This window comes from Blautia sp. TM10-2, from assembly GCF_003480845.1.
Taxonomy (GTDB): domain Bacteria; phylum Bacillota; class Clostridia; order Lachnospirales; family Lachnospiraceae; genus Fusicatenibacter; species Fusicatenibacter saccharivorans.
This window is the reverse complement of record NZ_QUJZ01000003.1, coordinates 183,087-203,475: the sequence shown is the minus strand read 5'-3', so window position 1 is coordinate 203,475 and position 20,389 is coordinate 183,087. Positions and strand designations below refer to the sequence as shown.

19 protein-coding genes are annotated in these 20,389 nt (G+C 38.4%); 5 read left to right on the top strand and 14 right to left on the bottom strand.

Going from position 1 to position 20,389, the window contains the following annotated elements; translation table 11 throughout:
* Positions 1-124: 124 nt before the first annotated feature.
* Entirely contained in the window at positions 125-1,225 is a 1,101-nt protein-coding gene (locus DXD92_RS04270) for a hypothetical protein (protein WP_117802220.1), read from the bottom strand.
* A gap of 79 nt (positions 1,226-1,304) precedes the next feature.
* Positions 1,305-1,817, bottom strand: coding sequence for a hypothetical protein (locus DXD92_RS04265; protein ID WP_117802221.1), 513 nt, complete (start codon positions 1,815-1,817; stop codon positions 1,305-1,307).
* Positions 1,818-1,916: 99 nt separating this feature from the next.
* Between DXD92_RS04265 and DXD92_RS04260 the strand changes: the two genes are divergently transcribed.
* Together DXD92_RS04260 and DXD92_RS04255 are read left to right on the top strand one after the other, a co-directional pair.
* The gene (locus DXD92_RS04260) at positions 1,917-2,567 is read left to right on the top strand and encodes a hypothetical protein (protein WP_117802222.1); all 651 of its coding nucleotides are present in this window, start codon (positions 1,917-1,919) and stop codon (positions 2,565-2,567) included.
* Between the two features lie 12 nt (positions 2,568-2,579).
* Positions 2,580-2,810: a hypothetical protein gene (locus DXD92_RS04255; protein ID WP_117802223.1), complete on the top strand. Its 231-nt coding sequence runs from the start codon at positions 2,580-2,582 to the stop codon at positions 2,808-2,810.
* A gap of 102 nt (positions 2,811-2,912) precedes the next feature.
* Here DXD92_RS04255 and DXD92_RS04250 read toward each other — a convergent pair whose 3' ends face one another.
* The 6 genes from DXD92_RS04250 to DXD92_RS04225 form a co-directional block, all read right to left on the bottom strand.
* Positions 2,913-3,686, bottom strand: coding sequence for a PP2C family protein-serine/threonine phosphatase (locus tag DXD92_RS04250; protein ID WP_117802224.1), 774 nt, complete (start codon positions 3,684-3,686; stop codon positions 2,913-2,915).
* Between the two features lies 1 nt (position 3,687).
* Positions 3,688-5,874, bottom strand: a complete 2,187-nt coding sequence (locus tag DXD92_RS04245) for a hypothetical protein (RefSeq protein ID WP_118640149.1) — start codon at positions 5,872-5,874, stop codon at positions 3,688-3,690.
* A 12-nt stretch (positions 5,875-5,886) separates the two neighbouring features.
* The gene (locus DXD92_RS04240) at positions 5,887-6,081 is read right to left on the bottom strand and encodes a hypothetical protein (RefSeq protein WP_117802226.1); all 195 of its coding nucleotides are present in this window, start codon (positions 6,079-6,081) and stop codon (positions 5,887-5,889) included.
* 5 nt (positions 6,082-6,086) lie between these two features.
* On the bottom strand, positions 6,087-6,323 hold the full coding sequence (locus tag DXD92_RS04235; RefSeq protein WP_117802227.1) for an extracellular matrix/biofilm biosynthesis regulator RemA family protein: 237 nt from the start codon (positions 6,321-6,323) through the stop codon (positions 6,087-6,089).
* A gap of 97 nt (positions 6,324-6,420) precedes the next feature.
* Positions 6,421-6,729 (bottom strand): hypothetical protein, encoded by a 309-nt coding sequence (locus tag DXD92_RS04230; RefSeq protein WP_117802228.1) that lies wholly within the window; start codon positions 6,727-6,729, stop codon positions 6,421-6,423.
* Positions 6,726-11,996: a hypothetical protein gene (locus tag DXD92_RS04225; RefSeq protein ID WP_118640148.1), complete on the bottom strand. Its 5,271-nt coding sequence runs from the start codon at positions 11,994-11,996 to the stop codon at positions 6,726-6,728. Before DXD92_RS04225 ends, DXD92_RS04230 begins: the two co-directional genes overlap by 4 nt.
* Positions 11,997-12,159: 163 nt before the next feature.
* Here DXD92_RS04225 and DXD92_RS04220 point away from each other — a divergent pair, with 163 nt between their 5' ends.
* Positions 12,160-13,191, top strand: coding sequence for a hypothetical protein (locus tag DXD92_RS04220; RefSeq protein ID WP_118640147.1), 1,032 nt, complete (start codon positions 12,160-12,162; stop codon positions 13,189-13,191).
* Between the two features lie 308 nt (positions 13,192-13,499).
* Complete coding sequence (locus DXD92_RS04215; protein WP_118640146.1) at positions 13,500-14,525, top strand: hypothetical protein; 1,026 nt, start codon at positions 13,500-13,502, stop codon at positions 14,523-14,525.
* Positions 14,526-14,558: 33 nt separating this feature from the next.
* Here DXD92_RS04215 and DXD92_RS04210 read toward each other — a convergent pair whose 3' ends face one another.
* Positions 14,559-16,265, bottom strand: coding sequence for a hypothetical protein (locus DXD92_RS04210; RefSeq protein ID WP_118640145.1), 1,707 nt, complete (start codon positions 16,263-16,265; stop codon positions 14,559-14,561).
* A gap of 70 nt (positions 16,266-16,335) precedes the next feature.
* Entirely contained in the window at positions 16,336-16,542 is a 207-nt protein-coding gene (locus DXD92_RS04205; protein WP_117802233.1) for a hypothetical protein, read from the bottom strand.
* Positions 16,543-16,692: 150 nt separating this feature from the next.
* Here DXD92_RS04205 and DXD92_RS04200 point away from each other — a divergent pair, with 150 nt between their 5' ends.
* A complete protein-coding gene (locus DXD92_RS04200) occupies positions 16,693-17,157 on the top strand; it encodes a hypothetical protein (protein WP_118640144.1) in 465 nt (154 codons plus the stop codon).
* Positions 17,158-17,728: 571 nt separating this feature from the next.
* Here DXD92_RS04200 and DXD92_RS04190 read toward each other — a convergent pair.
* Genes DXD92_RS04190 through DXD92_RS04175 form a run of 4 tightly spaced genes read right to left on the bottom strand, consistent with a single transcriptional unit; the run spans position 17,729 to position 20,383 of the window.
* The gene (locus tag DXD92_RS04190; RefSeq protein ID WP_118640142.1) at positions 17,729-18,679 is read right to left on the bottom strand and encodes a phage tail tip lysozyme; all 951 of its coding nucleotides are present in this window, start codon (positions 18,677-18,679) and stop codon (positions 17,729-17,731) included.
* An 11-nt stretch (positions 18,680-18,690) separates the two neighbouring features.
* A complete protein-coding gene (locus DXD92_RS04185) occupies positions 18,691-19,500 on the bottom strand; it encodes a C40 family peptidase (RefSeq protein ID WP_118640141.1) in 810 nt (269 codons plus the stop codon).
* Positions 19,497-19,928: a hypothetical protein gene (locus tag DXD92_RS04180; RefSeq protein ID WP_118640140.1), complete on the bottom strand. Its 432-nt coding sequence runs from the start codon at positions 19,926-19,928 to the stop codon at positions 19,497-19,499. The genes DXD92_RS04185 and DXD92_RS04180 overlap by 4 nt, the downstream gene beginning before the upstream one ends.
* Positions 19,922-20,383, bottom strand: a complete 462-nt coding sequence (locus tag DXD92_RS04175; protein WP_117802237.1) for a prepilin peptidase — start codon at positions 20,381-20,383, stop codon at positions 19,922-19,924. The genes DXD92_RS04180 and DXD92_RS04175 overlap by 7 nt, the downstream gene beginning before the upstream one ends.
* Positions 20,384-20,389: the final 6 nt, after the last annotated feature.

Genomic DNA, 20,389 nt, shown 5'->3' with positions numbered 1-20,389 from the left:
TAGAATGAGAAATTCAAAGGAAAATAGCTATTTCCTTAATTTAGAATTACAAAATTTATCAAATTCCAATTTTCACGTACGAAAAAAAAGCACTAACAATCAAATCGACTGTTAGCGCTTTTCCTTAATTAATAAAACCTGTGATGGATTTCTTTCCACAAAGTCCCCACTTATCTTTTTTGTTTGCTTCTACATTTGATTGCAGTGCTTCTTTTATCTCGTCTTCGGATTTTGCAGTTACATTATTTTTTAGTCTATTCCAAGAATCAGATGCCGCATCTGTAATCGCATTGACTTTTCGTGTAATCTTACCGCTGGCATTGGTAGCCTGCTTGATTTGTTTTAGCTGATTTTTAGCTGCCTGTTTGTCTGATCCGGCAAACAACACCGACGAATCGGTATCTACAATCTTTAATAGCTCTTTTTGGGTTTTCTGAGTCAAATCGGTATTCAGATTGTTATAAATGTTCTGATTGGCTTCTGTCGCCTTGTCGAATAAATCTTTCTGGGTTTTCTGTGCTTCCTGTCCGCCGCTATTCATTTTACTCAATTTTGAATATGATTGTATTGAATACGCATCGGGTCCAGAAGCCGCCTTTTGAAAAATCCACTGTGTATTGATACTGTCTTTGACACTAGAAACACCAGAACTTGACAAAGCATCCTTATAGATATCGCTCACATTGGAGGCTGCACTACTAACCAGATGTGACATATCATAGCCTTCTGGCAAGGTAGGCGTTGATAAAGATAATTCTTTCGTTACATCTCCAAATTGACTTTGAAAGAGTTGCATGCTATTTCCGGATTGCCCGCTTGCATCCACATAATCACTATACGTATTCATGCATTGCGAAGCCAGAGAAATATACTGCGCATTTGTGGCCGAACTATCATAGCCACTTGCGATATCTACATCCGATAAATCATATAGATTCTCGGTTGGAAATGTAATTTCATAATTTTGAGCATAATACTCAGCAAGATCAAGCTGTTCTGTCGAAGCCATCTGATTCTGAACCTGTTGATACATGGACTGAAAATCATCCGTATCCACAATAGTATCCATATAGTCTGCCTTTAACGTCTGCAATGTTCGTGCTATTTCAGTGCTATCCACACTTGATACATTAGCAGAAGCTTCTTGGTTAAGTGCATACACATTAGATGTTTGCAACACCGTTGCAATAATTAATACAGAAGGCAATATCCTCGTACTTTTCATAAATCTTCCCCTTTCCTAAACTACTATACCGCGGTTAACACTTTTCGATTATAGTATCATAAATCAATCCCATAACAATTTAGGGATTTCCGGCGGCAATGGCCGTTTGTGCTGCTGTATATTTTGACATGGAATCAATGATATTTTGGTGTAACGCCAAATATTTGTACGCGAGTGTGGTAACATCTCCACTATTTTCACGAGCCATATCTAAGATCTCCTGAAGATGCGTCAATGTCTCCTCAACACCTTCACAAGCATATTTCTGATTATATGTATAAGATCCAGTTCTTACAGGATGATTTTCCTTTTCCTGTTGATAGCTAACCTGAATTACGCTTAATTGATTTTGCAGCAAACTAACATGATTCAAGAAATCGTCCTCAGAAATGCTTTCGGCAATATAGAGAGAAAAAATGTCATCCATTTCACCCGCATATACAGATAAATCATTAATATAGTCGCTTTGCCGTTCATACCATTGTTTTCCAGTATATTGTTTCTGGTATTTTTGAAAACTTTTAAATGCAAAAATCCCCAAAATACTTAATGCGATTATTGTGACACATAAAATAATTTTCTTTTTCGTCATTACTCAAATTTCCTTTCTGTCGTACGTGAATTCGTTTTTTGTTTTTTGTTTTCTAATACTATAAGTTGAAGGGAAAAAACGAAGGAGGTTTCATAAACTATGAATTATGCACTTTTTGTTGAGTATGAAGGCATTTTATTAGGGAATACTCAAAAATTTTCTCAATTATCCCTAACCCGTTTGCGAGAAAAGACTACAGCAAAACAAATTTTACGTTTCATCTTTGAAGAGCTTTTAGAATGGACGCCTGAACAAGTCCGTGACTATTTAACCCCTCAGATAGCCGAACAGTTGCATTTAACCAGAATTGTTCATCAAATCGACTTTCCATCCGAATGCAATCCAGAGACAGATCTTTTCTACCTTGCTGCTTTTGTGTATCCAGAACAGATTCGTATCTCCAAACGGAAACAGGTTTTGTTTGTCTACGAAAAAGTATTACAGGGAAAACTCAAAAAATTTCCCAAAAATTTTTTCTTATCTGGAGACGCAGAATACAATTTGGAAATTTGCCTTGCCTATGCGTTAAATCACTTTGGAAACTTTCATTCAGTGGAAGAACTGTATGGTTTTTTCGCAGACAAACGCAAATTCTGCCATTTTGCCAAAGAACACAAGTTAATAGAGCCTATTCGTAATCTATACGAAAATCCCGTAGAACTTCTTCATAATACACTTCCTAGTGAAATGCAGAACGACTTTTTCTATGAGTATTATTCGTACCAATACAGTTTGAATAGTGGAACATAACGGAGGAAATATATGATCATTCATCTCAAGGACACGGCTATACAGCTTAATCCAAGTGAAGTGCGGGCAGCCAAAAAGTTAATTTCTCGTTTCATCACTTCTGTAAGTTCGGCATCAAAACGCACAGGCCAAATTTCCTTTTACTTTACGGTTCTGATTATTATGCATATTATGTCTCAACAACTTTTGGAAACGTTCGACCCGAAAGATTTACAGGAAATCATGAAAAAGTACCAAAAATAATGCCATATGACTTTTTTACGTCAGAAACATGTTCTGATGGATAGCTATAGTAGAGAAAAGCTCCCTAATTTAAGCGTAGGGAGCTTTTCTTTTACTATCCATTTACAGAAAACCAGATGGCATGTAAATCAGCATTGCGGACATATTGTCAGGATATTTAACAATATTTTTAGCTGCATTAACAAGTGCATTGGTAGCTTCCGTCCCCTCCGGTGGCGAATTTAGGATGATCTCAGACATTGCATCCGGGCGCAATGCATAATGGATTCCATCTGTAGTCATCAATACCAAATCCTGCTCCTGCAATTTTCCGGAAATTGTGTCAATCCGCGGGTTAATGATCTTTCCAATTCCACTGGTTAGCTTTAATCTTCCGTCATGCACATAATATGTCTCGCTATCAATCTTCCCTTCCTGTAATAGTTCGTACGCTTGCGTATGATCATGAGTAATCAGATTGACTTTTCCATTGCGGATAATATACAGCCTGGTATTACCGCTATGTCCAATTGCTATTTTGCGGTCCGGCAAAAACAAGCAGCATGTTACACTTGCCGAATAACCGGAAAACAATTCTTCATTTCCCATTTGAAATGCTCCCAAAATCCGATTCGCATCATTCATAGCCTTTTCGAGGAAAAATTTCGGATACTTTATTAGCAAATCCGGTTTTTTCCCAAACGAATCCTTGATGTTTTCAATTATGTCCATAGCAACAATAGATGCTGGTTGCGGTCGCTGCGGCATAGAACCTGTTCCATCCGCAACGATGCACAACAATGTTTCCTCATCAAGCTCGCAGAATTGCACAAAATCCTCCTGCTGCTCTCGTCCAACCCCAATGTCTGATGTCGCACCACATATATATTTTGGCATATTAAGAATCCCCTTTTACATTTTTCGAGTCATTCATTTTTTCTTCGAGATGTAAAAGATGTTTCTTCTTTCGAGTAAAGTGTAAAAACATGCCTATAAGAACTGCAATTCCACAGCCGATAATCACAAGTAATATTAATAATACTTGTATTCCTCTGTTTTCATTTACCGTTTCTTCTACAGCATCTTTTACTTTCTCTGGGCTTGTCTTTTCAATTTTTTCTGCCGGGGCTGTTGTAACTCTTGCAGCGTCAGAAGAACTTTCAGTCTTTTCAGAAGTTTGCTTATTCGAAAAATCATCTGTAACTGCAGTTTCCTGTACCGCAGTAGTAGCAGTCGGACGCAATTTATCCACAATATCGTTTGTTTCCTGCTTCTTTTCAGCTTTTAACGTATCACCCGATGTTGTATTTGAAACTGATACATTTGGTGTGAGTGGCTTCAGGTTTGCAGCCTCTTTTTTGACAGAATCACTTTCGCTTGGTACTGTTGTTGGTTCCGGCGTAATCGTTGGTGTTGGTATCGGTGTAGTTGTCGGGTTTGGGGAAGGTTCCGGAGCCTGTGTCGGAGTCTGTGTTGGTTCCGGCTCTGGCTCTGGTGTTACCGTTGGCTCAATTGTCGGCTCTGGTGTTGGAGCCGGCGGGGTAACAACCTTCTGTAAGGTCAACTTTTGAATGTTAGATTCTACCGTTTGGACAAGATTATTTGCATAATATCCATTTGCAACAGCTTTGATTTCAATCTCTTTTTCAGAAGAAGTTTGATTGCTTGCAGTGATTACCATATCTCTGCTTTGCGAAAACGTGCCATCTTTTGTATATACGACCATTTGAAAAGAACCTATTTTATCGTATAAAAAAATGGTTTTGTTCAAGATACTGGGATGTTGACCATTAATTGTAATCAAACGTTCTACGGAGTTTCCCTCTGAATCAACAAATTCCGGGACACGTATTGTTTCCACTGTCAAATCAGATGGAATATAAAAATCTACCACATAACCCGTGACAGATGTTGTCGCTGTTGCATTCATATTATTAAATGTAAGTTGTACATCATCCTGTCCAGGAATTATTGTGGCTGAACTGGAAACTTTTGGACTTTCCATCTGATATTCACAAATAAGCTGTATCTTTTGAGAGGCTTCTGTTTTTACTTCCTGATCATCACCATAGACCGCTTTTACGTATGCCTGGATCAAAACATCCTCACTTTTTGCATCCTGTTGAATGTTTTTTAATAACAGTGACAAACTTTTTGTTTGTTTGAAGTCATATGCAGGACTATTGTTGTCTTCATCTTGACTATTGTCGTCTTCAATCAAACTATTATTGTCCTTTTCGAGACAAATTTGTAACAGAACTTTGGAATCAGAGGTAATGATTCCTTCCGTATATTCTTTCCCATCAACAAATAGTGTACTTGTTGCATGTTCAAATTCTGGAAGATCAATCTGCTCAATTTCTGTTCCTTTTGGGATGATCAGTTGACATTCATAGCTGGAAAGTTCTGCTGTTCCGGTTCCAGCCAAACCATCCAATGTCACCTTGGCTGTTTGACCGTAAGAAAGCTTGTCCTGCTCTGTTTTCCATACTGGTGTTTCAATTTTATAACTCGTTTTCAAAACCGTTGCTGAGACTGTTTCGTCTACCTTTGATGTGAAGTTCTCCCCGTCTTCTGATTCCCGAATAGTCCCTTTTAATTCTACAGTATCAGACGCTTGTGACATATCAATGTCGCCATCAATTACCATCCCTGACATTGAAGCATCTGAATTTGCAATTTCACCTGCCGGCTGCAATTTGATGCTTGAAATTTCTCCATAATCAGAAAGTTCGACTTGAGCGTTTTCGGTCGTTTGAAGCTGATATTCCATTCCATCATCTTTAAGAATCGAAACAACGACATCTCCATCGTAGTTTTTCCAATCTCCAACGACTAATTTCTTAGCCACGAAAGCGTTATCCCACGACGTTTCGACCTGCGTAAATCTTTGATCGTTCCCATCTGATTGATAATCATATTGATATGATTGATCTAACGCTTCGTCGCTTATTATCTCTGTCTTCTGCATAATCTGCAAATTTGGCGTGAGATCCGCATTGGCCCCTGCCGGAACAGTTATTAGTCCAGAAGCCAAACTGACTGCCGTTATTGATGCTATTTTGCGTGCAATTTTTTTCTGCATTTTAACTCCTTTCTAGTATTCCTCTGTTGAGTGATCACGCCTGCCATTCAGATACCTGCGGTCCGCCGTAATCTTCTTAGAAACAGGTTCTGACTTGAACTGATATTTTTTCTTTTTTCTTCGAACTTTTAAGTATGCCACTGGAGACACAATTCCCAGCATAAGACCTGCCGCGCCAGCCGCAATCAAAGTTGAAAAATCATTCAAATCAATCACTCCTTTTCCATTCGCTGATTCAATGTATCTACGGAAACAGGGGTTAATACCAGCTCCCCGTTTTTAAGATATATAACCGACATAGTTTTTTTCCCATTTGTATAGTCGTATATAAGCCCCTGTTTTCTTTTGATACGAACATCTTTCCGCACAGCATTACTATCATATGCTATGTATAATTTGATGTTATCTTTTGGAATATAACAATCTTTTGATACCTTAATGTTTTGCATACCAGTTCCTCCTTTCTATTCCGATATATATAGTATTGAAAATTGTTCTCAAAATTAGATACAAAACTGGACCAGACAATGCTGGCCCAGTTCTATTTTAGTCATCCTTTTTAGGATAATGATATGCAGAATCTTCTTTTTCACGAGCATGTTTCACATGAGCTTCTGAATTCTTTCCTTCTGTCATACATATAAAATCAGTATATGGTTCCCGGCGTGTAAAACGGTTATGTATTGATCCTCGCTTATTTCGGTATCCCTTTTCTTTTTGTTTTCGCTTTTCCATTCTACATTTTTCAAAATGAATATTAAATCGTTTCGCATCTGCAATTATTTTTATAGAGATTCCTGCGCCAATAAAGAAAAACACTAGAAACACAAGTACAAAGAGAATCTGAATCATCATAAATATCGCCTCCACTCGTCTGCATCCAAACTATCATCCACCTCTGGCTCTATGGAACTTTCAGGGATATCTTCCGATAAAACAGGATCTGTATCCATAGTCTCTTGGGCATCTCTATCATCATCCGCCGTGCTTTTGACTTCCGCTTCTATTAAATCAATTGCTGATTTCAGGCTATCTACGGAAAAACTGGAGCCAACAATATCCGATAACGCGGTATCCGGAACATCTGTTCCTATATTTTCCGCATGCTCAATAGCCTGAACATAGGAATCCAAATCATTGCTCATTTGATCTAAAAACTGGTTTGGTTCATAAAAGTCCAGTTTCTGCTGTGCATCTACGGATGATGATTGCGACATATCTACCCTATCTACTGAATCTGTCACACCAGAATCCAGATCCATAAAGCCTTCATATGGATCTGGTTGCTCAAACGGTTCTTCTGGAGATGCATATCGGTCGCTTGCCAACTCATATAAATGATCGACATGTTCTGCAGAAAGTCCATTTTGCTGTAATTTTTCAGCCATCGTATCCATATTATCCATTGGCTTACCGTCCAAATCAGTAACCTCATATACGAGATCTGCACTCGATTCAGCAGCTTCGGAATACGGCGTATCTGAATTATAATGATCTGTGATTGCATCCGCGGCTGCGTTTACAATATCCATATATCCAAGATTTTCATCTGAAAAAACGTCTTCTATTGCTTGTGAAAGGACATCATCTAATGCATTTGCCGCATTAAGACAGTCAGAAAATTGTGCTTTGTACTCTTCATGGAAACTATTTGCATTTTCAGATCCTATCGTTGGGCTTTCCGCCTGTGATTCCCCACGTTCTAATGTTGCATCATCAGTTGTTGGTTCAAACGTGTCATTTTTAGCATCCGCCGTTGAAAATGAATCACTATCTGAATGATCTTCACCAACACTCCCTATTAACAGTTCCTCCTGTCTATCTTGAACATCCAGGCTTTCTGGCATTGCACCAGAATCAGATTCTGGCTCATCTCTTGACTGACTTATTTCGAAATCTGCTGTCACATCCTCATCCGCGCTGCTTATTTCAGCAGTTTCCAATACATCAGATTCCGGGATTTCATGAACTTCTTCACCGTTCACTACGGATTCGCTATTATCCTTTGAATTTGCAGCCTCGGTCATATTGTCCTGATCGTTATCCTGACTTTCCATTCTGGTCTGCTCCGCAACCATAGCATCGTCTTTTGTGTCCTGATTCTCACGCTCAATCGCATCTTTTAAATCCATATGCTGCTCCTCTTCTGCTTTCTTTTCATCCGCTAAAGCTCCAGATTCTTCTGAATTTTTCGAGTCCATACCATCAGCAGCTTGATTCTCCGTCGTAACGCCTCCCTGCGCTCCTCCGCTTACCATTGAGGAAGTATCAACGGGATTTTCCTCGGGCTTTTCAACTGCAGGGACTGTTTCGTAAGCAACTTTTGCATGAGGATCACGATCAATCGTTTTCTCAATATTGCGAAAATACGGGCGAAATATCGTAGATGCAAAAAAGTTTCCTACCTTTTCCCAAGCACTAAGATCATATTTAGTGCCATATGTATAGGACTTTCCGTTTTCGGTTTCATATTTTTCAAGCCCCTCTTGTCCACCCGAAAGAATTCTTTGCTCAAGACTGGTATAGTAGTTCGTTTTATAATACTCCTGCCGATCCATTCTTAAGTCATTATTGGATATATAATTCTTAATAACCTGATCCTTTCCATAGGCTGCACCAAGGTCAAGTGCCTTTTTAGCACAAAAATCATATTGCATTTTGTAATCTTGGTAAAAAGTATTGCTTCGGAGTAAACGGGAATCTCCAATTCGATCCTGCATTCCCTCCATTTTCCCTTGCAATTCTTTTAGCCCGGACAAATACGGCTTTATTTTTTCGAACGTTTCCTGAATCAAATTTCCTTTTTCTACTTCAATACTTGTTCCTTTGGACGATGCTATTTTCTCTGCCTGAACTTCTAACGCTTCAACTTTCTCTTGCGTCAAATGTAATTGACCTTCCAAATTCACCTCAGCCCGCGTCATCAGATTATACTGTCTGTTTTTTTCTATGCCAGATTCACTCTTTTCGGAGTCCGCCGTGGAATTTTCTGGTGTATTTTTTTCAACTTTATCCATGGTGTTTTCTTTTAAGTCCATGAATTTTTCTTTGATTTCGTCAAATGTATACGATTTTTCAGATTTTAGTATATCGTCAATTATCGGGCGATAACGTTCCACCGGATGCCCAATAACATCCATATCCTTACGAATGTAATCGTATTGATTTGCTGATTTACTTCCCAGAAAATCTCTTCTTACAGACTCTAAAATATCTGCCATTGTAGTATTCCCGCTCTCCGGAAGTGTATATCGCAGCGCATTCCAGGCATTGGTATAATCAACGCCGACCTCTCTTCCAATTAGCGGGGCATTCGAAGAGACGGGAATATGTCCATTGCTGACATCTGTCGTTATCTTGTTTTCTGATTCTTTGTAGTAGTATGTTGGCGCATCAATCTGCATATAGGTGTTGCCGTCTTCACGCTCTGTATAATAGTGCATTACATTTCTGGTTGTATCATGATAGTCATAACTGATACGATAGCCAAAACTGGTATATATACCACCGTCATCACCAATATGAAGCTTATACGCAGAATCTGTCTGCCGTTCGTTATAAGCATCTACCTTTTCTTGTACTTCCAGCTTGTCCACATCGCGTAAAGAGTCTTTCAATGCAGAAGCATAATCTCTCATATCACATCCCATGGGGAAACGAGCCTCAAAGTATAAATATTCCCGCAAAGTCTGCATCGGACCATGATCCGCCAAAAATTGTCCCATATCTCTTTTTGAAAAAGCATCCTGTTTGGTTGCACTTGATATAATTGCATCGCACAAGTCAAGATATTTTTCAGCTCTTTCTATCGTTGGCTGCACTCTCTCCACATCCGCGCAATCTTTTTTATATGCCGCGTATTCTTCTCTCAATTCGCCAAAGGCTGCAACTGCCTTTTCTGCATCTTCAAAACGCCCAAAATCAAGACTGTCAATGATATTGTTTCCTTGATTTGTATAACGCTCTTGAAAATCATGGATTCGATCTAGCTTTGTGTTTCGATATTCGGTCAGTTTATCACGGATATCCATAGTTTGATTTCTCTGATCCAGATAGAAATCAAATTTTTTCTCCATGTTTCCGCCGAGCATAACACTCTCTTTTATTTCATCGACCGCATTATTAACAATATCTCTAACCGCTGCTGCAAATTTTGTTTCTACAATTTTTTCAACGGCAGAAACTGCTTCCTGATAATCATGCACGGCCAAAGCATATTCTTTCTGCTTTTCCGGAGATAACTCTTCAATAGCCTTATCTCCATCTGCTTTTGCAGAATCCACGAGTGTTTTTGACTCCTCTAATAGTTCCTGTATTTTCTGATAATTTTCATAGCCTTTATACATAGGCGTTTGTTTGAATTGGTCCAGCCGCTCTGGTGATCCTTTTTCTAACCGTTCTATCCTAGCCTTTACATCATTTGCAAACCAATTTTTTCGATGTGATAAGCTTAGGCGATCAAACGGAACCATCTTCTCAGGAGCATCATTTCCAGTAACAATTCTGATTTTGTGCGAACTTGATACCTGATCCTGACCGATTGAATACACATACACACCATCTGCCCGGATAGCATATTGAGCATTGATATGTTCTTTTTCCCCATCCTTTTTCGTGATGTCGCCATCAAGATAAATACGGTCTGTAATACCGAACTTTACGCCTTCTATTGAGATATAATTTCCGTATTGAGTAGACACGGACATACGATCTATAGTGGCATCTTGATAGGATTCTCCCAAGAGGTTTCGAATCGTTGCATTATCCACATGGATTGGAATTGTCTTACGTGTCATATCAATTCCATCCACTATGCCATAATAAGGATTGGACGCTCGTATTTCTTTTATTTCATCTGCATCCATATTCTTCCGAACTTCTGGAGGGAAAAAATTAAATAACGAATTGTAAGTCGGTAACTCTTCTCTTGCTGGCAGCGCGTACATATCGACGGGAGCTGGATCTGCTGTTTTAAAATATCCGATGTCTTCCAGCTTATTATACATAGAATCTATATCATATTCTTTTCCAGCTTTGTCCCGTATAATGGGAGATCCATCTCTATTTCCATCTAAGGAGAAATCTTCCTGCCCGTTTGTGCCATGCATATGCCAAGTCAGCGATCCCATTCCGCGCAAACCACGTTCCATTGTTACCGCCGATATAGTTGCTTTGGCTGACGCTTTTTCCATAGTCTGCATATGATCTAACTGCGTGTATTCATCTGAAGTAACACGATTGGAAAGCGACACATCTGCAACGCCAATCCGGGAGGCTTCTTCTTGTAACTGTTCGATATTCAAGACTCCATGGTTCGCTTCATATGCCGTTATTTCATGCGTATCAGGATCTCGTGTCAAAATAAATGTCTCTGTTTCATGATTTCCACGAATTGTCCATGTAATTGACGCATTTTCATCAAAATCAACTCCATTCGGCTGAATCTTATCATCAAAAAGGAAATTCACTTCCATACGCAGACGCGCAGGATTATCTGCTGCTGCATCAAGAATACGATTAATTCGCTCATCTGATGTAGAATCCTCTTCATGATCCCAAAATTGCAGTTGTTCCAATGTTTCCTGAAATTCTTTCAGTCCGATCGATGTACCTGTCTGGCTATGAAAAATCTGTTCCCGTCCTCCACTCACATCAAATGCGAAAAAATCCTTTCCGTCCAAAGAGCCTGTCTTATTAGGTACAGACAAAATAGTTACGTCCAAATGGTAATCTTTTAAAGTCTGAAATATGTTAGAAACACAGTCTCTTAATGCTTCAGGTGTGTTCTCAAGAAACTGCAGACGATGCTGGGCATACTGATCACATGCCATCTGACGATCTGAGTGTTCACTTAGTAAAAATTCAGATGGACTTAGATAGCTTTCAGATTCGGTATCCCATATGTTTATAGTTCCGTCTGAATTATTATATGAAAATTGGTAATCATGCGATCTATCCGGATAGTTTTCCAATGAATTCCAGTTAAGCGTAGAAGTATCATTCTCTGCAAGCTCTTGAATTGCGTTTTCAACCTTCTGAAAATCGGTATCTGTACCAAGCACATAATCATTGATAACTTGTTTGGCATTTGAAGTAAGGATCTCTATCTTATTATCTGCCATATCTATCACCTCCGTACACTTAGTAGAATGGTAAATTTGCTTCTAAATAATTTTTTCGTACATGAGAATTCTTTTTTCAACTTTTTTTTCAATACTATAACTATGAATTTGTCTTGCGGACACATTCTCGGTTCAAAATTAAAGGTACTAAGGAGGTTTATCTATGGAAACAATTATTATTTCTAGTGAATTTTATTTCAAAGCACCGTATTGTGAATTAACTTCCGATGCAAAATTGCTGTATGCGCATTTGTATACACAAGCCCTTACAGGTCAGGAATACATATCATGCACGCAAAAAGACGCAGCCAAACTATTACACTGCACAGAAGGCACTGCCGGTAAAGCGCTTCGCAGCCTCCAAGATATAGGATTAATTGAACGTTTCGTGGCACGCAGAAAAGAAACCTTAATTTCTGTTTATGGCACTGATGGGAAACCGATTCAACCCCAAGGTGATATTTTACCATCCACATTGGCAGAGACTAATTTAAAGGCAAACATAGAAGTGGATTCTGCAAGCTCTCACTCAGAAAACTTTACAGAAGTGTCAAACGCCACGAAAAATTGTTTGTCTTTGCAACAACCTCAAGCAGATTTTATGCAAGCTTTTATTCAAACCTTTATGGAAACTTTTTCAAAAAAATTGTATTCTTCTACAACATCTAACCCCAAAATTCAAAAAGAAACACCTGTAAAACAACAGGACTCAGATATCACCAAAATTGACGAATATCCTGTTCTTGATGGAAACCTTATAATTGGCAACGATGGTCATATTTTGCCGTTGGAGGATTACAAAATGCTGGTAGATATCTACGGTGCAAAAGTCATAAAATACCAGATTGAAAAAATCCGAAAAAAATATCCACCTACATATATGAATCTCAAAATAATTTCCAGATGGGCAAATGATTATAATGCCTATCGCCGCCGTCATTCGAAAAAACATACCAAAAGAAGCAACACGGATAATGCCATAGCAGACACTACAGTTCATACTTTAAACGACAGTGATTGTTCCACAAAAGAAACTGCTTCGTCTGGTACTGAAGAGACAGAGCAGCCAGCTATTACTGGAATAGAATATAAACTTCAGGATTGCATTGATGAGAGCAATAAATTCAACAACTTCTACCAGAGACAATATAACATGGGATACATGGAATCGCTCCTTTTAACTGCTAACAGATGATTAAGATTCGTGTATCTTTCTATCCAAGCTTCGCTTTAATGATATAACGTGATAAAGTTATGCTTTTGAGAAAAAGAAGTGAAACAGAATGGAAGTCGAATTTTGACTGCTAAAATCGACTTTTAAAATTAAAAAAACAACTTTAGTAGTTAAAATTTATATATTATATATTATTACACTAAAACATGACAATATAACAATATTACAATAGCAATTTTAGAAGTCAAAATTTAACTGCTAAAAAATTGAATTTTGTATTTACAAAACGTTTAAACATACACTCTATTTAGCCATGAGGAGGAACGATTATGCAGAATGGCTTTTTCAAAACCTATGGAAAGGTAATTCTTTTCGCCTTTTTAGGCATATCTATTGTTGCTGCAGTCATTGGGCAAAACAAGCAAAACAATACTCTGGCCGTATACACTTCGACAGATGTCGTCCAACAGGAAACGCTTTCTGACAGCTCAAGTGAAGAAGACAATATCGAAACGCAAATCTACGCAGATAATACATATCATTTTTCAATCAGCATTCCGAAAGATTGGACACAGGTTATAGACCACGATACTGTATCTTACATCCACAAGCCTTCTGGAGCTACGATACGCATGGAGGTTTTCGCGTATAATCCCGCGATTAATAACGTTACCGTAGATACTCTCTCCGCGTCAATCACACAAGATGGAAAAACTTTTAAAAATTTTACACGAAAAAGCGCATCCAGTTATGAAGTGATGTATCAAGATCTTAAAAATAGCACTTACGATTATATTGAAGAAGTTTATTGGGACCGGGAGCATATTATACGATTATCCTGCATATTTAACGATGAAATTTACGAAAAAATCCTTCCTTATATAGAAAAAATGCTGAATTCTTTTTCCTGGAACGCAGAAAATCCCATTCCGGACGGCTACGCATTGCAGTATTTATCAGCAGATCAATTTGAATTTGCATACCCGGACACATGGGTCTTAGGAACATCATCTAATTCGATCGTCGCAATGGATCAATCGAGCAATGCGTCTATGACAATAACGATGCAGGATTATGACAGCAGTCTGTCCTCTATGACCGCAACAGATATGGCACAGTTAATTGGAAGCGACAAGCAAAGTTTTATGATGAATAGCTTTCAGGCTTCTGATGCAAAAGCCACTGCAAAAGCTACGTATGTTGTAGATTCTGTGCAAATGCAGATTGTCGAATGCCTTATATGGGATGGCTCACATCTATTTTCTTTAAATATTGCTTACGAGCAGAGAACGATATCCGATGACCTTCCGGAAACATGTATTTCCCTGTTTCGAAGCTTTGCATCACAAAATTAAAGCCCCCGTTTTTCGCGGGGGCAATCTGTTTACTCATTCAGTTCTATTGGTTGACGGGCTGACCGTTTCCACTTTTCCCAGATTGTTGACATGGATTCGAAATACATCACCAGTGGCAACATAACCTGTTTTGGTAACTGTGTCCAAGCTCAAGGACTTATTTGTTCCATTTTCGACCGTCTGTTCGTTGAAATAAATAAGACCATTCGTAACTGGATCGAAGAGATATTCGCATATATCATACTTCACACTGGTTCCAACTGTGTAAGTTACTTTTTGATATGCTGTAACAGTATATTCACCTGGGTCCATTGTTGAAAAATCAAATTGATGTTTTGGATCATCCGTTTGGACAACCACTTTAGATCCTCCATCCTTTTCCACTACCCATCGTCTGACATTGGACTTATAGTTTGTCTTCAATATAACGTTTTTTCTTATACTGTCAACATGAATATCTTTGATATAAGCCAGTGTACAGTAATTATTCATTGCATTGCTGCCAGAAAATCTGGAGAATAGTTCATATGTATCCGTTATTGTGTAAAATGCATTCATGCCCCCATCCACAAGGTCATCACGTACTCCCGGCATTGTCGTAGAGCCATCTTTGTAGTCTGGAATCTGCGTAACGGAGGAAATATTGTCAGAAGAAGAACTATTGCTTCCAGTGTTGGAACTATTCTTGTCTGAGCCGCTACTATTATTACCATTATTTGAAGTTCCGGTACTATTATTTGATGAATTTGTGTTCGAGTTTTGGTTTAGACTAGAACCTTCTATCAGTTTAAAAGGTGGATCTTTCTTATTCTGAAATATCAGCAAATAATTTCTACCATCTTGTTGAATCAGTTTCGTAAGAAATTGATCGTCTGAAAATGAAAATCCCATTTTCTTTGCAATAGCATCCATAACCTGCCGAAGCAGAATGTCGTCTGCACTATTTCCTGTAAGATAAGAGCTATTTTGATTGTCTCCCTTATTACTATCTGATCCGTTCTGACCATTTGTATTCTTATCCGTTGAATCTTCAGCATTGCTTGAAGATTCCGAATCTTGCCCTTTATTTCCATTTTCTTGATCTGTCTGTAGACTTTTCTCATATGTGGCTAATAAGCCATCTGACGGCGCATCTGACGCACTGACAATCAAGGATAAATCTCCATTTTTATCCATAAGCGCAATTTTCCCGCCGCCATCTTCTATTGTAGGTTCACTAAAGCTCTTCTTTGGCATGTGCATATTATCGAAAATTGGATTAGTGACAGAACTAATAACATCAAAATCCTGACGATTATTATCCTTATTTAAAACGGATTCAAAGTCTTTTAAATAATCTAAAATCTGATCGATCTGATCTTTCTTTACATCAACGGTTCCATAAGAATACCCAATATCCTTGATGGACGAATTCGGACTGTGAAACATTCCGTTTTCGTCTGCATTCTTCCTGACCTCCGTTAAAATTGAACGTAATTCATAATTCAATTTCTTTTTTGCGTCCATTGCTTTCAACTGCGCTTCTGTGTAATGTACAGTTGTATCACCCCCAGATGTTGTATCTGAAGAATCCTCTTGACCATTGGTCGTTTCTTTGTCACTTCCGTCTGATTTTATGGTCGTTTTATCGCCAACATTGGTTGTGACATCTTGGGTATCAGCATAGGTCGATATGGGTGTTCCCAATGATGTACATATTGCCAATATTCCTAACCATATTTGGATTTTTCTTCTCTGCATATAGTATTCCTCCAAAATAAGACCATAGCTCACAGCGATTTTACTGGAACTATGGTCTTGTTGTGCCAAATCAGGAATCAGAATTCGCATCTCTGAGGATGCCCTGCATCTCGGTGTTTGCATTATCATTGGCTTTACTGATGTTCTCACGAACCGTGTTCATCAATTTCGTCATTACACCGATTAATCCTACTGTGATTACGACAACAATAGCAAGCTGCAACAATTCCATTCCGGATTCATCTGTAAGAAACTGTTTGACATATTTTTTAAACATGATAGTGCCTCCTTTCCAATCTATATGTCTGTCTATAGTATTGTGAAAGAAGAAAAAAATAAAATTATACTGGATTTTTTTGTACGTGAATCCTTTCTCCAGTTTTTTTCTCAATACTATATAGGAAGAATTATTGATTGGAGAAAAATCATGGAAGAATTTGGCTATTGTAAAAATTGCAATGAATATGTCCCCTGTACCATAAGAAATAAGGTGCATATCGAATGGTATAAGGGAGAAAAGATCTGTTTACGTTATAGGACAGGCATATGTAAGCATTGTGATTCCGAAGTTGCAACAGATTCGGAATGCTACATCAAAAAAGAGCAATACAAAAGTGAAATTGATAAACGCTTAAAGGGAATTATCACGTTAAGCCAAACAAATGAAATACTACGGAAATATAATATCGGAAAGGAAGCTTTGAGCATTGTTGCCGGATTCGGAAAGGTTAGCGTAAAAAGATATTATGAAGGAGTCATGCCATGTTCCGCGAACTCAGAAATATTAATGAGCTTCCTGAATGATGAATCTTTCTTTCTTGATTGTGTAGAAAAGCATAAATCTAAACTTACAAACTTAGCATATAGGAAAAATTTGCAAACGGTATCATGAATTATCGAGCATTCGTGATTCTAAAATCTACCAAATTGCAAATTATATTTTAACACACGTAGGAAAAATTACCCCGACAACGTTAGAATGCCTTTTATTTTTCTCAAGCGGAGTAAATTACGCATTGAATAGGAAGCAATTAATTCCTGATGAGTGTCAGGTATCTCTGAATGGACCAATTTACCCTATTATACATAACATGTATAATAAACCAGATTACATATTACTCGATAATGGCATTGCAAGTCAAAGTGGTTGGTTAATGTCTAAGATTTCGCTGGACGAGCGCCGGGCTATAGATCTCACTCTTCGTACGTTTGGTATATATTCTCCAAAAATTTTGGAAATGGTAAGTCGCAACCAATTATTATATATAACCAACCTCTCAATTGATCAGGAAGCTGCCGTTGAAGCGTATTATGCATCGCACAACCTTAATACCGAAGAAAACATAACAAACTATATTTTTGAGGTCATAAAAAATAACCAGTAAAAATAAGACCGTATTTGAAGAATTTTGATGGGAATCTCATTTCTTTCGAATACGGTCTTATTTCTTATTAGAGATGTATCAATTAGATAATAATTGTTGATAATATAATTGTGCAGCTGAAGCACGTTCACCTTTTTCACGCTCTATATTGGCTGGCTTTTCATATTGTGTCAAAAAGGCAGTAGATGCGGCTTCCACATCCTGTATGGATTTTAGGGTATTAAGCAATGCAGGCTCATACTGCTGCAAATACGCCATCAGCGAATCCAATTGCCCCTTTAAGTCTCCAATGCTCTTTCCCTTATCTATTGTATAACGGCACAAATATTCCTTAATTGTTGGATCTGTAAACTGGACAATTCCATATCCATATCTTCCACCGGAATAAAGGCCAAATCTGGAGCTGCTAATAACTTCTGCTCTTGATATTTCACCGGAATCTACCATTTGCGTATACATTTGCCCCGTAATCCTTGTTCTTCTAACAGCCTGTTCTTCTAACAAGGTAGGATCTAAGTTTGTACTGGATTCATTCGCCATATTTCCAAGTATACCGGCTGCTCCTGCGGGTGTAATTCCATGTGACAGAAGATAGTTCCATATTTTCTCGGCATTCCCATTTCCAACTAATTCGTCAGAATCTTCTATAGTAACCATATGTACAATGCTTCGTTCACCGGACAAAAACGGAGACATTGTTTTTACGTAAGCGGATACGGTTATAATAACTTGATTTCCAGTAACCCATTTATTACAATTTGAATCTGCATATTCAAGTACAACCTTAATATCTGATATATTCTGATTTTCAATCGACGCTTGCGCCACTTCCAGTGATAGTTTTTCGGCATTTGTCTTTGTTGCACACACCGCTACAGCTCTGGACGATGATACTATGGCTTTTGACAGATTATTCATTGAGAAATTGATCTGCATCACTGCAATTATCAATATCACCATCGAAGTGATAAACACACTCATAAACGCAGCCGCGAGAAATTCTCCATTTCCTGATCGTAATCTTTCCATCGCTTATTCCTCTAATCTGTTGTAAATCTTCGAATCGCAAGAATTGGGCGACAATCTGCGCTTCGATCATGTGTTATTCCCGCTGTTTCATTTTTCGCCTCCACAATCATACCATTTCCATCATAAATTGCGACATGTCCAGCATAACATAAGACATCGCCAGCTTTTGCGTGCGCCAAATCTGCGACAGGCTGACCTAAAGATCTCCACTCACCTGATGTCGCATATGGACCATTGTATACTCCACAATGCGTAAGACACTGCCATACAAAATGCGAACAGTCAATACCATTCGTAAGTGAATTTCCTCCCCAAACATAGGGATTTCCTACCCATTGTAATGCAAATTGCACGATAGCTGTTCCTTGCGCTGTTGCACCTGTACCATAGCTGTTTGAAGAAATAAATTCTGTTGTCGCTGTTTTTTGAATTTGATATTTTGTCTTGTCCTGATCCCAGTGAATGGATGCCAAACTAGGTAAATACCACTGTCCTACAGATAATGTCACTCTGATTTTGTTTTTTTCAAATGCATCTGCATCCATTTGTAAATCGACAATATCTATATTGGTTTTGGACTGCAATAATTTCTTAAGCTTCTCAGCTTGCGTATATGCTTCCTGATAGGACGCACCATCATTCTGAATCATATATATTGCAACCCCATCAGCGATGGAATCCACTGCATTTTGAGCTTTCAATGCCATCTGACGAATTGCATATGTCTGAATAACGCCAATGACCAGAGCGTAGATAAGTAACAGCATAAAGCAGCCATAGATAAAAACCCCATTGCCTCGTCGTAAACGCTTCAGCTTCAAGAACTTTCACCCCCGTTTTCAATCATCATGATGCAACGGACTGTTTTCGGCTTTTTAAACCATTGTGTAAATCCATGCACATCTGCAGTTACAGTCACTTGAATAAATTTTCCTTTTTTCCAGACATGATCTTTACTTTCATAGCCTGGTGCATAATCGACCGTTGCCTGAATTGATGAATGATCAATGACCCGAGTTTCGCGTTCCAGATAGTATTCCGCAGCATCCTGCACTCGCTCCTGTGCCTGTTCCAGTGAGTCGCAGATTACAACCTGCCTTCCGACACTCAAGATACATTCTTCCATCACGTTTTCGGCATTATTAAGGATCAATGAGTTTAGGATGATGATATAAAAAATCGTAAGGAATAGGATTGAGATGCTGTAGCCGATAAACTCTCCCGCCCCCTTCCGAAATCGTTTTAACATACGTGAAGGCTCCTCAAAATACCATATAATACGCACGAGGCAAAAATGAACGGGGCAAAGGGAAACTCCTTCTGTTCAAATACCTGTACATTTTTTAATGACAACTGTCGTAAGGTTAATTTTATTGTCTGCTTCGAACCGGGTACAAAAAACCATGCATATCCCAATAATAGTATAGCTGCGCCAACAATGATGAAACAGCTACGGGAAAATCCCACAAATGCTACAATTGCCATCCATAATTTGAGATCTCCCATACCCATAAGCTGAAACATTCCAAAAAGAAATACAAATACTATACCAATACACCGGATTAAAATTGTCTTTGGCTCCTGGCATAAAAACAATCCGCAAAAAATGCCTGTTGCAATTACGAGGTTAGGGATTTTTCTGTATTCCAGATCAAATACGGCTGCAACACCGCTTAAAACAATGAGTAGTATTTCTGCTATCATATGTAT

What these genes read in the sequence shown, in the direction of transcription:
- DXD92_RS04215 (WP_118640146.1), top strand. Translation starts at nt 13,500, where the DNA reads ATGCAGAATGGCTTTTTCAAAACCTATGGAAAGGTAATTCTTTTCGCC.
- DXD92_RS04205 (WP_117802233.1), bottom strand. Translation starts at nt 16,542, where the DNA reads ATGTTTAAAAAATATGTCAAACAGTTTCTTACAGATGAATCCGGAATG.
- DXD92_RS04190 (WP_118640142.1), bottom strand. Translation starts at nt 18,679, where the DNA reads ATGGAAAGATTACGATCAGGAAATGGAGAATTTCTCGCGGCTGCGTTT.
- DXD92_RS04235 (WP_117802227.1), bottom strand. Translation starts at nt 6,323, where the DNA reads ATGCAAAACATTAAGGTATCAAAAGATTGTTATATTCCAAAAGATAAC.
- DXD92_RS04250 (WP_117802224.1), bottom strand. Translation starts at nt 3,686, where the DNA reads ATGCCAAAATATATATGTGGTGCGACATCAGACATTGGGGTTGGACGA.
- DXD92_RS04245 (WP_118640149.1), bottom strand. Translation starts at nt 5,874, where the DNA reads ATGCAGAAAAAAATTGCACGCAAAATAGCATCAATAACGGCAGTCAGT.
- DXD92_RS04220 (WP_118640147.1), top strand. Translation starts at nt 12,160, where the DNA reads ATGGAAACAATTATTATTTCTAGTGAATTTTATTTCAAAGCACCGTAT.
- DXD92_RS04210 (WP_118640145.1), bottom strand. Translation starts at nt 16,265, where the DNA reads ATGCAGAGAAGAAAAATCCAAATATGGTTAGGAATATTGGCAATATGT.
- DXD92_RS04260 (WP_117802222.1), top strand. Translation starts at nt 1,917, where the DNA reads ATGAATTATGCACTTTTTGTTGAGTATGAAGGCATTTTATTAGGGAAT.
- DXD92_RS04225 (WP_118640148.1), bottom strand. Translation starts at nt 11,996, where the DNA reads ATGGCAGATAATAAGATAGAGATCCTTACTTCAAATGCCAAACAAGTT.
- DXD92_RS04255 (WP_117802223.1), top strand. Translation starts at nt 2,580, where the DNA reads ATGATCATTCATCTCAAGGACACGGCTATACAGCTTAATCCAAGTGAA.
- DXD92_RS04265 (WP_117802221.1), bottom strand. Translation starts at nt 1,817, where the DNA reads ATGACGAAAAAGAAAATTATTTTATGTGTCACAATAATCGCATTAAGT.
- DXD92_RS04270 (WP_117802220.1), bottom strand. Translation starts at nt 1,225, where the DNA reads ATGAAAAGTACGAGGATATTGCCTTCTGTATTAATTATTGCAACGGTG.
- DXD92_RS04180 (WP_118640140.1), bottom strand. Translation starts at nt 19,928, where the DNA reads ATGTTAAAACGATTTCGGAAGGGGGCGGGAGAGTTTATCGGCTACAGC.
- DXD92_RS04230 (WP_117802228.1), bottom strand. Translation starts at nt 6,729, where the DNA reads ATGATGATTCAGATTCTCTTTGTACTTGTGTTTCTAGTGTTTTTCTTT.
- DXD92_RS04175 (WP_117802237.1), bottom strand. Translation starts at nt 20,383, where the DNA reads ATGATAGCAGAAATACTACTCATTGTTTTAAGCGGTGTTGCAGCCGTA.
- DXD92_RS04200 (WP_118640144.1), top strand. Translation starts at nt 16,693, where the DNA reads ATGGAAGAATTTGGCTATTGTAAAAATTGCAATGAATATGTCCCCTGT.